Below are 14,306 nucleotides of genomic sequence, written 5' to 3' on the forward strand. Positions count from 1 at the left end.
GCCCCCACCGCAGCCCGCACCCGCGGCAACGCAGAACTCACGCGCGGCAACGTGGGACTCGCTCGCAGGAACGTGGGACTCGCGGACAGGAACGTGGGACTCGCGCGCACGAACGCAGAACTCGCGGCCCGCGCGAGTCCCACGCTCACGTCCCCGAGTCCCACGCTCACGCGCGCGAGTTCTGCGCTCACGCGCGCGAGTTCTGCGCTCGGGCGCGCGAGTTCTGCGCTCGGGCGCGTGAGGTTTGCGCTCGGGCGCGTGAGGTTTGCGTTCGGCGGCGTGAGTTCTGCGCTGGGCTCAGTCCGCGGCGGCGGCGCGTCGCTTCAGGGCGCGGTGCACCTTGCGCTTGTCGGCCTCCGCGAGGGCCTCCACGCCGGCCAGGTCGGCCAGCAGCGCGGGCTCCGTGGTGAACGCGCGGAACGCCGTGCCGATCGTCACGCCGTGGCCGGGCCGGGACAGCACCGTCACCGCGTCCCCGGCCTGCACCGGCCCCGGCTCCAGCACCCGGAGGTACGCGCCGGGCACCGCGCGCCGGGTGAAGGTCTTCACCCAGCCGCGTTCACCCAGCCAGCCGGCGAACGTCCGGCACGGGATGCGTGGCGAGGTCACCTCCAGCACCAGCGACTCGCCGATCCGCCACCGCTCCCCGATCAGCGCGCCGGTGACGTCCAGACCCATCGTGGTCAGGTTCTCGCCGAACACGCCCGGCGGCAGGTCGCGGCCCAGTTCCTCCGCCCAGACGTCCAGGTCCTCCCGCGCGTACGCGTACACGGCCTGGTCGTCGCCGCCGTGGTGCCGCAGGTCGCAGATCACGTCGCCGGTCACGCCACTGCCGCCGACGCCGCGCGGACCGGGCGCGGCCACCGTCACCGGCCCCTCGACCGGGCGCTTGTCGATCCCGGTGACCCCGAGATCGGCTTCCCGCACTTCCCGCTTCGACCCGATGTTGACCGACAGCACCTTGCCCGTGCTCATGCCTTGCAGAACCAGTCGGCCTGTCCGGACTCGGCCACGGCACCGCCGGGCGGGAACGTCTCGCGGAAGGTGAACGCGTACGGCGTCGGCCCGTGCGCGCGCAGGTGCCGGATCCGGTCCTCGGCCTCGTCCGTGGTCGGGCGGTGTCCCGCGGGCACCCACCACAGCGCGGTGAACGCCTCGGGCATCCGCTCGAACCACTCGCGGCGGCGCTTGAGCACCGCCCGGTGCTCCCCCGAGTACACGTACGCGGCCAGGTCCTCGACCGAGCGCCACGTCGACATGTTGACGATGATCCCCGCGCTGGTGCCGGTGTCCCATTCGAAGGCGCGCACCGCGGTCGCGTTGCCGTCCTCGGTCTGCATGCGCCACACGAAGCCGGGCGCGGCGTCGGCGAGGGCGTTGATCGGGTCCAGCGCGTCCACGAAGTCCTTGAGCTGGGGCGAGGTCAGCGGTGCGACCAGGCGACCGATGTTCACCTGAGCGAGTTCGTAGGCCATGCGGCCAGTCTGCCGATCAACCCCGGCCGGGGCCATGTGTTTTTGGCCGTCTCACGCCGTGGCGACGACCTGGCGGACACCCTCCGCCAGCTCACCGGCCAGCGCGTGCACCGGCTCGGTTCCACCCGCGGCGGCCGACACCAGCGCGGATCCGACGATCACCGCATCGGCGAACCCGGCGATCTCCGCCGCCTGCTCGCGCGACCGCACACCCAGCCCGACGCCGATCGGCAGGTCCGTGTGCGCCCGGGTGCGGCGGACCACCTCGGCGGCGCCGCTGCTGACCTGGTCACGCGCGCCGGTGACGCCCATGACCGCGGCCGCGTACACGAACCCGGAGCCGGCCTTCACGGTCAGGTCGATCCGCTCCTCCGAGGAGGACGGCGCGACCAGGAAGATGCGGTCCAGACCGTGCTGCTCGGACGCGGCCATCCAGTCGCCGGCCTCGTCCGGGATCAGGTCCGGCGTGATGAGGCCCAGGCCACCGGCGGCGGCGAGGTCGCGCGCGAACTTCGCCACCCCGTACTGGCGCACCGGGTTCCAGTAGGTCATCACGACCGCCCGGCCACCGCGGGCCGACACCGATTCGACGACCTCGAACAGGTTTCGCAGCCGGAAGCCGTTCTTCAGCGCGGCGTCCGCGGCGAGCTGGATCGTCGGGCCGTCCATCACCGGATCGGAGTAGGGCACGCCGATCTCCACGAGGTCCGCGCCGCCGTCGATCAGGGCCGCGAGCAAGTCCTTCGAGCCCGGCACGGTCGGGTACCCGGCGGGCAGGTAGCCGACCAGCGCCGCCCGGCCCTCCGCACGCGTCTGCCCGAACATCTCCGACAGACCGCTCACGACTTCTCCACCAATCCGAAGTACGCCGCGGCGGTGTCCATGTCCTTGTCGCCGCGGCCCGACAGGTTGACCACGATGAGCCCGTCCCGGCCCAGCTCCTGGCCGAGCTGGATCGCTCCGGCCAGCGCGTGCGCCGATTCGATGGCCGGGATGATGCCCTCGGTGCGGGACAGCAGCGCGAACGCCTCCATCGCCTCGGCGTCGGTGATCGGCCGGTACTCGGCGCGGCCGCTGTCCTTGAGCCACGCGTGCTCGGGACCGACGCCCGGGTAGTCCAGGCCGGCGGAGATCGAGTGCGATTCGACCGTCTGGCCGTCCTCGTCCTGCAGCAGGTACGACATCGCGCCGTGCAGGTTGCCCGGCGTGCCCTTGGTCAGGGTCGCGCCGTGGCGGTTGCCGTCGACGCCCTCGCCGCCCGGCTCCAGGCCGACCAGGCGCACGTCCGGGTCGTCGATGAAGCCGTGGAAGATCCCGATCGCGTTGGACCCGCCGCCGACGCAGGCCGCGACCGCGTCCGGCAGCCGCCCGGTCTGCTCGAGGATCTGCGCGCGGGCCTCCTCGCCGATGACCTTGTGGAAGTTGCGCACCATCACCGGGAAGGGGAACGGCCCGGCGGCGGTGCCGAACAGGTAGTGCGTGGTGTCGGCGTTGGCGACCCAGTCGCGCAGCGCCTCGTTGATCGCGTCCTTGAGGGTGCGCGAACCGGTCTTGACCGGGATCACCTCGGCGCCGAGCAGCCGCATGCGCGCCACGTTCAGCGCCTGCCGCTCGGTGTCGACCTCACCCATGTAGACCACGCACTCCAGGCCCATCAGGGCGCACGCGGTGGCGGTGGCGACGCCGTGCTGGCCCGCGCCGGTCTCGGCGATGACCCGCTTCTTGCCCATCCGCTTGGTGAGCAGCGCCTGGCCCAGCACGTTGTTGATCTTGTGAGAGCCGGTGTGGTTGAGGTCCTCACGCTTGAGGAAGATCCGCGCGCCGCCGGCGTGCTCGGCGAACCGCTCGGCCTCGGTGAGCAGCGACGGGCGTCCGGCGTAGTCGCGCAGCAGGCGCTGGAACTGGGCCTGGAACTCCGGGTCGACCCGGGCCTTGTCGTACTCGGCGGACACCTCGTCGACGACGCCGATCAACGCCTCCGGCATGAACCGGCCGCCGTAGGGGCCCCAGTAGCCGCGCTCGTCGGGGTCGTGCTCGGTGTGGTGCTGCTCGTGTTCGCTCATCGGCTCGGCCTCGGGCAGGCGGGATGGGATCCGGCGGTGACCAGCTTCATCAGGGCACCCTTCGGGTCGCCGGAGGCCACCAGGCCCTCGCCGACCAGCACCGCGTCGGCGCCGTGCCCGGCGTAGGCCATCAGGTCGCCCGGGCCGCGGACCCCGGACTCGGCGATCTTCACCGTGTCGAACGGCAGGCCCGGCGCGAGACGCCCGAAGACGTCCCGGTCGACCTCCAGCGTGTGCAGGTTGCGGGCGTTGATGCCGATGACCTTGGCCCCGGCTTCGAGGGCGCGGTCGGCCTCCTCGGCGTTGTGCACCTCGACCAGCGCGGTCATGCCCAGCGACTCGACGCGGTCGAGCAGCGCCATCAGGGCGTTCTGCTCCAGCGCGGCGACGATCAGCAGGACCACGTCGGCGCCGTGCGCGCGGGCCTCGTGGACCTGGTAGGGGCTGACGATGAAGTCCTTGCGCAGGATCGGGATGTCGACCGCGGCGCGGACGCCGTCGAGGCCGGCCAGCGAGCCGCCGAACCGGCGCTGCTCGGTGAGCACGCTGATGACGCGTGCGCCGGCCGCCTCGTAGTCCTTGGCCAGCGCGGCGGGATCGGGGATGTCGGCCAGCGTGCCCTTGGACGGGCTGCGGCGCTTGACCTCGGCGATGACGCCGATCGACGAATCACGCAGCGCGGACATGGCGTCCCGCGGTGGCGGCGCCTGCGCGGCGAGCCGCTTCAGCTCGTCGAACGGGAGTGCCTTCTCCCGCTCGGCGAGATCTTCCCGGACGCCGGCGACGATGTCTTCGAGAACGGTCACGGCGCAACCTCACCGGTTGTCGCACATTCACTCGAAAGCTGGCTCACAAACACCTTCCCCTTCCCGCAGAAAAGATGCTAACCCGCCCACCTGTGCGGACCGGTTCCGGGTCGGACTTGCCTTGTCCGGTAGCGGAAATCGCCGCCTACCGATCAGTAGTCGGATCTTCGCCCTCGGAGAGCGCCTCCCACAGTTCCGCGTCCGGATCCTTCGCGGCCTTCTTGCGGCCGGCCGGGGCTTCGTAGCGCGCGCCCATCCTCGCCATGCGGCCCGCACCCTTGATGGCTGTCAACCCGGCGACGAGCATCAGAATTCCCGCCAGCAGGGCCAGTCCGCGCCCGGCGAAGATCTGCGCGACGGGCGCGCCCTCGGGGAAGCCCCCGAAGCGCCAGCCGTCGACGGCGATCCAGCCGGCGGCGATCCCGGCCAGCGCGACCACCACGCCCAGCACCCGCCGCAGCCAGCCGCCCGCGGCGATCAGTCCGGCGACCCCGGCCAGCGCGAGCACGGCCAGCGGCACCAGCGCCCCGGACTGCTCCGCCCCGGTGTGCCGGTCCAGCACCATCCCGCGGACACCGGCGTCACGCGGCTCGGCGGCCCAGACCAGCTGCGAGGAGCCCCACAGCGCTGCCGCGGCCAGCAGGAGCGCCGCCGCGACCATCCACAGTGGACGCTTACTGGACGTTGGCGACGTCATCGGCCGGGTCCAGCTTCCGCGGCGGCGCCATGGTCTGCGCGGCGGCGACCGCGGAGAGCACCGTGCGGGCCTTGTTCAGGCATTCGTTGTCCTCGTACTCGGGCACCGAGTCGGCCACCACCCCGCCGCCCGCCTGCACGTAGGCGATCCCGTCCCGGATCAGGGCGGTGCGGATCGCGATGGCCGTGTCGGCGTCACCGGCGAAGTCGAGGTAGCCGACGACACCGCCGTAGAGGCCGCGGCGCGTCGGTTCCAGCTCCTCGATCAGCTCCATCGCGCGCACCTTGGGCGCGCCGGAGAGCGTGCCGGCGGGGAAGCACGCCGCCACCGCGTCGAACGCGGTCTTGTCCTCGGCCAGCTCGCCGGTGACGGTCGACACGATGTGCATCACGTGGCTGTAGCGCTCGATGGCGAAGAAGTCGACCACCCGGACGGTGCCCGGCTTGCAGACCTTGCCCAGGTCGTTGCGGCCCAGGTCGACCAGCATCAGGTGCTCGGCGCGCTCCTTCTCGTCGGCCAGCAGGTCCTTGGCCAGCTGCGCGTCCTCCTCCGGGTCCGCGCCGCGCCAGCGGGTGCCGGCGATCGGGTGCGTGGTGGCGCGGCCGTCCCGCACGGTGACCAGCGACTCGGGGCTGGAGCCGACGATGTCGAACCCGTCCAGCCGCAGCAGGTACATGTACGGGCTGGGGTTGGAGGTGCGCAGCACGCGGTAGATGTCCAGCGCGTCGGCCTGGGTGGGGATCTCGAACCGTTGCGAGGGCACGACCTGGAACGCTTCACCCGCCTTGATGGCCTCGACCGCCTTCTCCACCGCGGCGAAGTAGTCGGCCTGCGTGCGGCGGCGCTCGAACCGCGGCGCCGGCCGGTCGAAGACGGCGGCCGTCGCGGGGGCGGCGGCGCCGAGCCGCTCGGTCATCTCCTCCAGGCGGCGGACCGCGTCGTCGTAGGCCGCGTCGACCCGCTCCGGGCTGTCGTCCCAGTTGACCGCGTTCGCGATGAGCGTGACCGTGCCCTCGTGGTGGTCCACGGCGGCCAGGTCGGTGGCCAGCAGCATGGTCAGCTCGGGGATGTCCAGGTCCTTCTCGGCCAGCTCAGGCAGCTTCTCCAGCCAGCGCACGGCGTCGTAGCCCAGGTAGCCGACCATCCCGCCGGTCAGCGGCGGCATGCCGGGCAACGGCTCGGTGTGCAGGGCGGCGACGGTCTCCCGCAGCACGGTCAGCGGGTCGCCCTCGGCCGGCAGGCCCACCGGCGGGGTGCCCTCCCACACCGCGCGGCCGTCCCGCACCGTCAGCGCGGCGGGGCTGCGGACGCCGATGAAGGACCAGCGCGACCACGACTGCCCGTTCTCGGCCGACTCGAACAGGAACGTGCCCGGGCGGTCGGCCGCGAGCTTGCGGTAGACCCCGACGGGCGTTTCGCCGTCGGCGAGCAGCCGCCGGACCACCGGGATCACGCGACGGCCCTCGGCGAGGGCGCGGAACTCGTCGCGTGCGGGGCTCACCGAACCGAGGCCACCGTCGGTGGGATTCGCACTGACCATGGAGCCATTGTGCCGCCCGGGTCCGACACTCCGCGCACCGGGCATTAATTCAGGCTTTGTTGAATTCCGGCCGCGCCCGGGCCATCATTGCGGGGTGAGTACCGCCGAACAGCCTACGCCCGGCAAGCGGCGCGGCCGCCGCCCCGGCGGACAGGACACGCGGGCCGCGCTCGTGGCCGCCGCGCGGGAGGTCTTCAGCGAGAGCGGCTACGAGGGCGCCACCGTGCGCGCGATCGCCGCCCGGGCCGGTGTCGACGCCGCCATGGTCAACCACTGGTTCGGCGGCAAGGAGGGCCTGTTCGCCCAGGCGGTGCTGCAGCTGCCGTTCGACCCGATCCAGCTGTTGTCCGAGCTGCTGGACGGGCCGGTGGACGACCTGGGGAAGCGGATCGTGCGGCGGTTCCTCACCGTGTGGGACGCGACCGACGGCGGCGCGTTCCCGGCGCTGGTGCGCAGCATCGCCAGCCACGACCAGGCCGCGCTGAGCCTCAAGGACTTCCTGATCCGGCACGTGCTGGAGAACGTGGTCGGCCGGGTGTCGCCGGACCGGCGGGAACTGCGCGCGACGCTGTGCGCCTCCCAGATGGTGGGCATGGGGATGGCGCGCTACGTGGCGAAGTTCGAGCCGTTCTCGACCACGGACGTCGAGACGCTGGCAGCGGCCGTCGGGCCGACGCTGCAGCGCTACCTCACCGGGGACATCGACTAGGCGTCGTCGGCCAGCAGGAGGCGCTCGGCGCCGTCGAAGCAGGTTCGGGTGCCGGTGTGGCAGGCCGGTCCGGTCTGGTCGACGCGCACCAGCAGCGTGTCGGCGTCGCAGTCGAGGCGGACCTCCCGCACGTGCTGCACGTGCCCGGACGTCTCGCCCTTGACCCACAGCTCCTGGCGGCTGCGGGAGAAGTACGTGCCGCGCCGCGTGGTCAGCGTGCGCTCCAGCGCCTCGTCGTTCATCCACGCCACCATCAGCACGTCGGAGGTCGCGTGGTCGACCACGACCGCGCACACCAGGCCATCCGCGGTGCGCTTGAGCCGCTGGGCCAGCTCGGGTGCCAGGCTCACCGGACCTCGACCCCACCGGCGCGCAGGGCGTCCTTGACCGCGCCGATCGTCAACTGTCCGAAGTGGAACACGCTGGCCGCGAGCACGGCGTCCGCCCCGGCCCGGACCGCGGGCAGGAAGTGCTCGACCGCGCCCGCTCCCCCGCTGGCGATCACCGGCACGGTGACCACCTTGCGGGTCTTCTCGATCAGCTCGAGGTCGAACCCGGCCTTGGTGCCGTCGGCGTCCATCGAGTTCAGCAGGATCTCGCCGACGCCCAGCTCCTCGCCGCGCTGGGCCCACTCGACCGCGTCGATACCGGTGCCGCGGCGGCCGCCGTGCGTGGTGACCTCGAACCCGGACGGGGTCGGCTCCGAGCCCTCGGGCACGCGGCGCGCGTCGACGGACAGCACGACGCACTGCGCGCCGAACCGCCGGGAGGCCTCGCGCAGCAGCTCGGGCCGGGCGATCGCCGCCGTGTTGAGGCTCACCTTGTCCGCGCCCGCGCGCAGCAGGCGGTCGACGTCGTCACAGGTCCGCACGCCGCCGCCGACCGTCAGCGGGATGAACACCTGCTCGGCGGTGCGCCGGACCACGTCGAAGGTCGTCTCGCGGTTGCCCGAAGAGGCGGTCACGTCGAGGAAGGTCAGCTCGTCGGCGCCCGCCTCGTCGTAGGCCCGCGCCAGCTCGACCGGATCGCCGGCGTCCCTGAGGTCGGCGAAGTTGACGCCCTTCACCACCCGGCCCGCGTCGACGTCCAGACACGGGATCACCCTGACCGCTACACCCATGCCACCAGGGTAGATGTTGCCTAGAGTGGCGGGGGTGTGGTGGGGGTTGCTCTGCGCGGTGGCCGCCGCGGCCGCTTACGGGGTCGCCTCCGTCTTCCAGGCCGTCGCGGCCCGCGCGGTGGACGAGGGCGGGTCCGGTGTGGACCCGCGGCTGCTGGTGCGCGTGCTGCGGCAGTGGCGGTACGTGCTCGGTCTCGGCCTGGACGTGGCCGGCTTCGCGGCGCAGCTGATCGCGTTGCGGGTGCTGCCGTTGTTCGTGGTGCAGGCCGCGCTCGCCGCGAGCCTCGCCGTCACGGCCGTGGCGGCGCTCACGCTGGGCGCGCGGCTGTCCGGCCGGGAGTGGACCGCGATCGCCCTGGTCTGCGCCGGGCTGGCGGTGCTCGGGGTGTCCGCGCGGAGCGAGGGGTCCGAACCGGTGGGCACGGCGTTCCGCGCCGGCCTGCTCGCGGCCGTCGCGGTACTGGCCGCGGCGGGCTGGATCGCCGGGCGGGCGCCGGAGCGCATCCGCACGCCAGCGCTCGGGCTGATCTCCGGGTTGTGCTTCGGCGTGGTCGCGCTGGCCGGGCGGGTGCTGGACGTGACGGGCGTGACCGCGGTGCTGACCGATCCCGCCGTGTACGCCCTCGCCGCGGGCGGGGTGCTCGCGATGCTGTTCTACGCCTCGGCCCTGCAGCGGGGCAGCGTCACGACGGGCACCGCGCTGATGGTGGTCGGCGAGACGGTGGTGCCGTCGCTGATCGGCGTGTTCCTGCTGGGCGATTCGACGCGGGCCGGGTTCGCGCCGCTCGCCGCGGCCGGGTTCGTCGTCGCGGTCGCGGCGGCGCTGGCACTGGGCCGGTTCGGCGAGGTCGACAGTCCACAGCGGACACCCACCGGGCGGTGATCACGCTACCGTGGGGAGCATGTCGGAATTCGAGCGCTTGGCCGCCGAGAAGTACCTCCTGCTGACCACGTTCCGCAAGAACGGCACGCCCGTGCCGACACCGGTGTGGGCCGCCGGGCACGACGGCGAGATCGTGGTGTGGAGCGACCGGACGGCGGGCAAGATCAAGCGGATCCGCAACAACCCCGAGGTCACGCTCCAGGGCTGCGACCTGCGCGGCCGCGAGACCCACGGGCCGGTGGTGACCGGGCAGGCCCGGCTCCTGGACGACGAGGCGACCGAACGGGCGCGCTCGGCGATCGCGCGCAAGTACGGGATCGTCGGCCAGGTGACGATGTTCTTCAGCAGGATGCGGGGCCGTCGGAAGACGATCGGGCTGGCGATCAAACTCGCGGGCTGACCGCCTCCAGGGCCTGCGGCAGCGTGAACGCGCCCGCGTAGAGGGCCTTGCCGATGATGGCGCCCTCGACACCATCGGCCGCGAGACCGGCCAGCGCCCGCAGGTCGTCCAAACTGGACACCCCACCGGAGGCGATCACCGGGGCGTCGGTGCGGGCGGCGACCTCGGCGAGCAGGTCCAGGTTCGGGCCCTTGAGGGTGCCGTCCTTGCTGACGTCGGTGACCACGTAGCGCGAGGCGCCGTCGCGGTCCAGGCGCTCCAGGACCTCCCACAGGTCGCCGCCGTCGCTGGTCCAGCCGCGGCCCTTGAGCCGGTGGCCCTGGTCGGTGATGCGCACGTCGAGGCCGATCGCGACGCGGTCGCCGTGGGTGGCGATGACCTTCGCGGTCCACTCCGGGTCTTCCAGCACCGCGGTGCCGAGGTTGACGCGGCGGGCGCCGGTGGCGAGGGCGGCCTCCAGCGACGCGTCGTCGCGGATGCCGCCGGACAGCTCGACCTGGACGTCCAGCTCGCCGACCACGCGGGAGATCAGTTCCTTGTTGTCGCCCTTGCCGAACGCGGCGTCGAGGTCGACGAGGTGGATCCACTCCGCGCCGTCCCGCTGCCAGGCGAGCGCCGCGTCGAGCGGGCTGCCGTAGGAGGTCTCCGTGCCGGCCTCGCCCTGGACGAGACGCACGGCCTGGCCGTCGGCCACGTCGACGGCGGGAAGGAGGGTGAACGTCACGCGGCCACTATAAGGAGCAACGACGCTGAGCCGGTCGGAGGGTGGGGCCGGTCAGAGGGTGCGCAGCCAGTTCTCCAGCAGGTGGGCGCCCGCGTCGCCGGACTTCTCCGGGTGGAACTGGGTCGCCCACAGCGCGCCGTTCTCCGCGGCCGCGACGAAGTCCTCGCCGTGGTGCGACCAGGTCACCTTCGGCTGCTGGCCGGGCAGGCCGGAGTCCAGCTCCCAGCGGCGAGCGGCGTAGGAGTGCACGAAGTAGAAGCGGGTGTCGGGGTCCAGGCCGGCGAACAGCTGCGAGTCCGCCGGGGCGCGGACGGTGTTCCACCCCATGTGGGGGACGATGTCGGCGTGCAGGCGCTCGACCGTGCCGGGCCACTCGCCGGTGCCCGCGGTCTCCACGCCGTGCTCGACGCCGCGTTCGAACAGGATCTGCATGCCGACGCAGATGCCCAGCACGGGACGCCCGCCGGCGAGGCGGCTGCCGATGATCTTCTCGCCGCCCACGGAGAGCAGGCCGGCCATGCAGGCCGCGAAGGCGCCCACGCCCGGGACGACGAGCCCGTCGGCCTCCAGCGCCGCATGCGGGTCGGCGGTCACCTCGACCTCGGCGCCGACACGCCGCACGGCGCGCTCGGCGGAGCGCAGGTTCCCCGATCCGTAGTCCAGAATCACGACGCGAGCCACGTGGCCAGTCTAGAGCTTGGCGTGGGTGGTTCCGCCGGGCGGCTCGGCGCGGGTGGTTCCGCCGGGCGGCTCCGCGATGGGTGGTTCCGCCGGGCGGCTCGGCGGCGTTTGATTGCGGGAGGAGGGGGAAGGCAGCGGGAGGGCGCCGCGGTAGGGAGTGACGATGTCGTCGCAGAGCGAAGCCCACGGGTCCGGTGAGCGGGCCAGGGAGCTGGCCAAGACGCTGGACGAGGTGGAGGGCGGCCGGCTGGGCCCGGACGAGGTGCGCGACCTGCTCGAGGGGCTGACCGCCCTGGCGACGGCGGTGACCCGCGTGCTCGACGACCTGCGGGGGTGCCCGGTGCTGCGGGAGCGGGAGCACGAGCTGGGGCTGCTGGCCTTCCAGACGATCCGCAGCAAGCTGGAACAAGCCGCCGCGGCGGCCGAGGACCTGCAGGTCAGCGCCGAGGCGCTGTGCCGCCTGCTGCCGGAGCACACGCCGGAGAGCGGGTAGGCCGGCGCCGCGGACGCCTGGGACGATGTCCGCCACCGCCCACCGCCGGTCTCAGGTGGCCCGGCGCCTCGTCAACGGCGCGGCGTCCGGTCCCCGGCGGGCCGCTGAGCCCCAGGGCGGCGCCAGCGGCCCGGGGCCAGGCGGCGGAGCGGCCGATTGCTACCCGTGCGGGTGAGGCCCCTCGCGGGTGGCTCTCTCGGCGCAACAGCCGGACCCGCCCGGCCGCCCCACTCGCGGGACAGGCGAACGCCCGCCCGCGGGCCCATCCGCGCAACACCGAACGCCCAACCCCACCGGCCCATCCGCACAACACCCGAACGCACCCACCCGCACAACAAATGCACCAACGCGCGCCGAGCCGGCCGCGCGGTCAGGTGGCCCGCAGGAAGTCCTTCAGCGCGGCTGTGATGCTCGCCTCGTCGAGGTGGTGTGCCAGGTCGTGGTCCGCGACGTCGCCGTAGCGGCGGACTTCCGCGTCCCGGCGGGTGCCGAGTGCCCGGAGGCGGTGTGGCACCTCGACGAGAGCCTCGCTGACCTGGTGGGCCGACGTGCCGGCCAGGTACGGCTCGACCAGCACCACGTCCGCCACCCCGGTCTCGGCCACCGCGGTGCGCAGCGTCGCGGCGTCGAAGGGCCGGACGGTCTTCGCGTAGAGGACCGTCACGTCGAGGTCCTCGGTGGCGGCCAGCACGCGGTCCAGCATCGGGCCGACGGCCAGCACGACCCCGCGCCTGCCCGCCCGCATCGCTTGCAGGCCCGGTCCCGGGTGCGGGCGCGCGTTCGACTGGGCGCTCAGGCGCAGGTACACCGTGTCGTCGCCGAATAGCGCGTCGCGCAGCAGCGCGACCGCCTCGTCCGGGTGCCCGGGCACGTGCACCGTCCAGCCCGGGATCGTGTCCAGGAGCGCGACGTCGCCCGGCGACTGGTGGGTGCGGCCGGCGGTGGACATGTCGTACGAGCCGCCCCACGAGACGAGCACCGCGCCCGCGCCCTGGTGCGTCAGGTCCAGCTTGACCTGCTCGTAGGGCCGCTCCACGAGGAACGACGGGAACGTGTGCACCACCGGTCGCATCCCGGCCAGCGCCAACCCGCCCGCGACGCCGACCAGCGCCTGCTCGCGGATGCCGACGTTGATCACCCGGTCCGGGTGACGGCGCCGGGCGGCCTCCAGCGACGCCGCGGAGATGTCGGCCAGCACGACCGCGACGCGCGGATCCTCGTCCAGCACCTGCTCCATTGTGGACAGAAACGCCTCACGCATTCCGGGCATGACTCAGCTCCCCTTCGGCTCGACGACGGCGACCACGCACAGCGGCCGGTCCGGGTGTGGCGCGGTGAAGGCGGCGTACAGCGCGTCGTGATCGCGGCCGTTCACTGTGCGCGTGGCCCAGCCCTCGACGGCGAAGCGCTCCGCGATGCCGCCCGGCCAGCCGTGCGTCGCCGACTGGTTGTCGATCACCACCGCGGTCAGCTGCGCCAGCGACGCCCGCCCGGCGAGCGCGATCGCCTCGTGGTTGGAGCCCTCGTCGAGTTCGGCGTCCCCGGTCAGCGCCACCACCTTCGGTTCCGTCAATCCCCGCGCGCGCAGCCCGAACACCGTGCCCACGCCGAGCGCCAGCCCGTGCCCCAGCGACCCGCTGGAGATCTCCACACCGGGCACGAGCACCCGGTCCGGGTGGTAGCCCAGCCGCGACTCGCTGCCCGCCCAGCCGGCCAGTTCCGCCGGGTCGAGGAACCCCTTCGCGGCCAGGACCGCGTAGTAGGCCATCGGCCCGTGTCCCTTCGACAGCAGGAACCGGTCGCGGGCCGGATCGTCCGGCGCCGCGGGCGAGACGTTCAGCACCCGGTCGTACAGCACCCACAGCACATCTACTGTGGACTCCGCCGCCCCGGAGTGCTTCTCGTCGCCGCGCATGGCGTCGATCAGCTCCGGCAGGTCGGCGTAGCCCAGCCCCCTGGTCGTGTTTCTCATGCTCCGACCGTGCAACCTCGACTTAGGTTGAAGTCAAGGCTAGGCTGGCGCCGTGACCAAGCTTGCCGACCACCTGTCCATCGGCCAGGTCGCGGAGCGCAGCGGCGTGCCGCACACGGCGCTGCGGTTCTACGAGGACCGGGGCCTGATCTCATCCGAGCGCTCGGCTGGGAACCAGCGCCGCTATCCGCGGTCGGTGCTGCGCCGGATCGCGTTCATCCGGGCGGCGCAGCGGGTGGGCCTCAGCCTCGAGGAGATCCACGACGCGCTGTCGACCCTGCCCCGCGACCACGCCCCGACGAAGGCCGACTGGGCCCGGTTGTCCCGCGGATGGCAGGACGAACTCGACGCCCGCATCGACGCGCTCCAGCGGTTGCGGGACCGGCTGACGGGTTGCGTCGGGTGCGGGTGCCTGTCGCTGCGCGTGTGCGGTCTCTACAACACCGACGACCGGATGGCGCAGTACGGACCCGGCGCGCGGGGGCTCAAGCCCGCCGCCGAGGGCGGCGCCTAGGCGCGATTCTGTTGCCGGCGTGCCGGGGCATCACATCCTTTCATTGCTCGGGGGCGATTCGGCGGGCTCGGGTGGTCAGGCCGCGTCTCCTCGCGTCGGCGGTGGTGGTACGGCAGCGGCCATGCCGGGTGGCAGCCCGCCCCGTGCGGAGCAGGGCCTCGTCGAGCCGCGGCGGACTCCTGCGCACAGGGGCGGCGCCGCGCCTGTGCCGAAGTGGAGCGTCTGCGCC

Annotated in this window: 18 protein-coding genes; 5 read left to right on the forward strand and 13 right to left on the reverse strand. The window is 73.1% G+C overall.

Annotation, left to right across the window (positions count from 1 at the left end):
• Positions 1–297: 297 nt before the first annotated feature.
• The 7 genes from D0D15_RS33085 to D0D15_RS33115 all read right to left on the reverse strand — a co-directional run bounded on the left by D0D15_RS33085 (position 298) and on the right by D0D15_RS33115 (position 6,581).
• A complete protein-coding gene (locus tag D0D15_RS33085; protein WP_094004388.1) occupies positions 298–975 on the reverse strand; it encodes an MOSC domain-containing protein in 678 nt (225 codons plus the stop codon).
• Positions 972–1,475 carry a DUF3291 domain-containing protein gene (locus D0D15_RS33090; protein ID WP_094004387.1) on the reverse strand — a complete coding sequence of 168 codons (504 nt, stop codon included), beginning with the start codon at positions 1,473–1,475 and terminating at the stop codon, positions 972–974. The genes D0D15_RS33085 and D0D15_RS33090 overlap by 4 nt, the downstream gene beginning before the upstream one ends.
• Positions 1,476–1,526: 51 nt before the next feature.
• Entirely contained in the window at positions 1,527–2,300 is a 774-nt protein-coding gene (gene trpA / locus D0D15_RS33095) for a tryptophan synthase subunit alpha (RefSeq protein ID WP_425266825.1), read from the reverse strand.
• Positions 2,301–2,314: 14 nt separating this feature from the next.
• On the reverse strand, positions 2,315–3,538 hold the full coding sequence (gene trpB / locus D0D15_RS33100; protein WP_094004385.1) for a tryptophan synthase subunit beta: 1,224 nt from the start codon (positions 3,536–3,538) through the stop codon (positions 2,315–2,317).
• Entirely contained in the window at positions 3,535–4,344 is an 810-nt protein-coding gene (trpC, locus tag D0D15_RS33105) for an indole-3-glycerol phosphate synthase TrpC (protein ID WP_115945017.1), read from the reverse strand. The genes trpB and trpC overlap by 4 nt, the downstream gene beginning before the upstream one ends.
• Before the next feature lie 145 nt (positions 4,345–4,489).
• Complete coding sequence (locus tag D0D15_RS33110) at positions 4,490–5,041, reverse strand: Trp biosynthesis-associated membrane protein (protein WP_094004383.1); 552 nt, start codon at positions 5,039–5,041, stop codon at positions 4,490–4,492.
• Entirely contained in the window at positions 5,019–6,581 is a 1,563-nt protein-coding gene (locus D0D15_RS33115) for an anthranilate synthase component I (RefSeq protein ID WP_094004382.1), read from the reverse strand. The genes D0D15_RS33110 and D0D15_RS33115 overlap by 23 nt, the downstream gene beginning before the upstream one ends.
• Positions 6,582–6,675: 94 nt before the next feature.
• Between D0D15_RS33115 and D0D15_RS33120 the strand changes: the two genes are divergently transcribed.
• Positions 6,676–7,290 (forward strand): TetR/AcrR family transcriptional regulator, encoded by a 615-nt coding sequence (locus D0D15_RS33120; RefSeq protein ID WP_094004381.1) that lies wholly within the window; start codon positions 6,676–6,678, stop codon positions 7,288–7,290.
• Here the strand turns inward: D0D15_RS33120 and hisI are convergent.
• Entirely contained in the window at positions 7,287–7,640 is a 354-nt protein-coding gene (hisI, locus tag D0D15_RS33125) for a phosphoribosyl-AMP cyclohydrolase (protein WP_094004380.1), read from the reverse strand. The two genes, D0D15_RS33120 and hisI, sit on opposite strands and share 4 nt — an antisense overlap.
• The gene (gene hisF, locus D0D15_RS33130; RefSeq protein WP_094004379.1) at positions 7,637–8,410 is read right to left on the reverse strand and encodes an imidazole glycerol phosphate synthase subunit HisF; all 774 of its coding nucleotides are present in this window, start codon (positions 8,408–8,410) and stop codon (positions 7,637–7,639) included. The genes hisI and hisF overlap by 4 nt, the downstream gene beginning before the upstream one ends.
• Positions 8,411–8,444: 34 nt before the next feature.
• On the opposite strand from hisF, the gene D0D15_RS33135 reads away from it, so the two are divergent.
• Together D0D15_RS33135 and D0D15_RS33140 are read left to right on the forward strand one after the other, a co-directional pair.
• On the forward strand, positions 8,445–9,293 hold the full coding sequence (locus D0D15_RS33135; RefSeq protein ID WP_162830716.1) for a DMT family transporter: 849 nt from the start codon (positions 8,445–8,447) through the stop codon (positions 9,291–9,293).
• A gap of 19 nt (positions 9,294–9,312) precedes the next feature.
• Positions 9,313–9,693, forward strand: a complete 381-nt coding sequence (locus tag D0D15_RS33140) for a PPOX class F420-dependent oxidoreductase (RefSeq protein WP_094004377.1) — start codon at positions 9,313–9,315, stop codon at positions 9,691–9,693.
• Here D0D15_RS33140 and priA read toward each other — a convergent pair.
• The gene (gene priA / locus D0D15_RS33145; RefSeq protein WP_094004376.1) at positions 9,677–10,417 is read right to left on the reverse strand and encodes a bifunctional 1-(5-phosphoribosyl)-5-((5-phosphoribosylamino)methylideneamino)imidazole-4-carboxamide isomerase/phosphoribosylanthranilate isomerase PriA; all 741 of its coding nucleotides are present in this window, start codon (positions 10,415–10,417) and stop codon (positions 9,677–9,679) included. The genes D0D15_RS33140 and priA overlap by 17 nt on opposite strands.
• Before the next feature lie 51 nt (positions 10,418–10,468).
• Entirely contained in the window at positions 10,469–11,098 is a 630-nt protein-coding gene (gene hisH, locus D0D15_RS33150) for an imidazole glycerol phosphate synthase subunit HisH (protein ID WP_094004375.1), read from the reverse strand.
• A gap of 163 nt (positions 11,099–11,261) precedes the next feature.
• Here hisH and D0D15_RS33155 point away from each other — a divergent pair, with 163 nt between their 5' ends.
• Positions 11,262–11,591 (forward strand): hypothetical protein, encoded by a 330-nt coding sequence (locus D0D15_RS33155; protein WP_233157134.1) that lies wholly within the window; start codon positions 11,262–11,264, stop codon positions 11,589–11,591.
• A 370-nt stretch (positions 11,592–11,961) separates the two neighbouring features.
• Here D0D15_RS33155 and D0D15_RS33160 read toward each other — a convergent pair whose 3' ends face one another.
• Positions 11,962–12,861 (reverse strand): transketolase family protein, encoded by a 900-nt coding sequence (locus D0D15_RS33160; protein ID WP_094004373.1) that lies wholly within the window; start codon positions 12,859–12,861, stop codon positions 11,962–11,964.
• 3 nt (positions 12,862–12,864) lie between these two features.
• Positions 12,865–13,563: a thiamine pyrophosphate-dependent enzyme gene (locus D0D15_RS33165; protein WP_094004372.1), complete on the reverse strand. Its 699-nt coding sequence runs from the start codon at positions 13,561–13,563 to the stop codon at positions 12,865–12,867.
• Between the two features lie 52 nt (positions 13,564–13,615).
• On the opposite strand from D0D15_RS33165, the gene soxR reads away from it, so the two are divergent.
• On the forward strand, positions 13,616–14,077 hold the full coding sequence (gene soxR / locus D0D15_RS33170; RefSeq protein ID WP_094004371.1) for a redox-sensitive transcriptional activator SoxR: 462 nt from the start codon (positions 13,616–13,618) through the stop codon (positions 14,075–14,077).
• The last annotated feature ends 229 nt before the right edge of the window (positions 14,078–14,306 follow it).

The sequence above is a fragment of the Amycolatopsis thermalba genome, assembly GCF_003385215.1.
Lineage (GTDB): Bacteria > Actinomycetota > Actinomycetes > Mycobacteriales > Pseudonocardiaceae > Amycolatopsis_E > Amycolatopsis_E thermalba.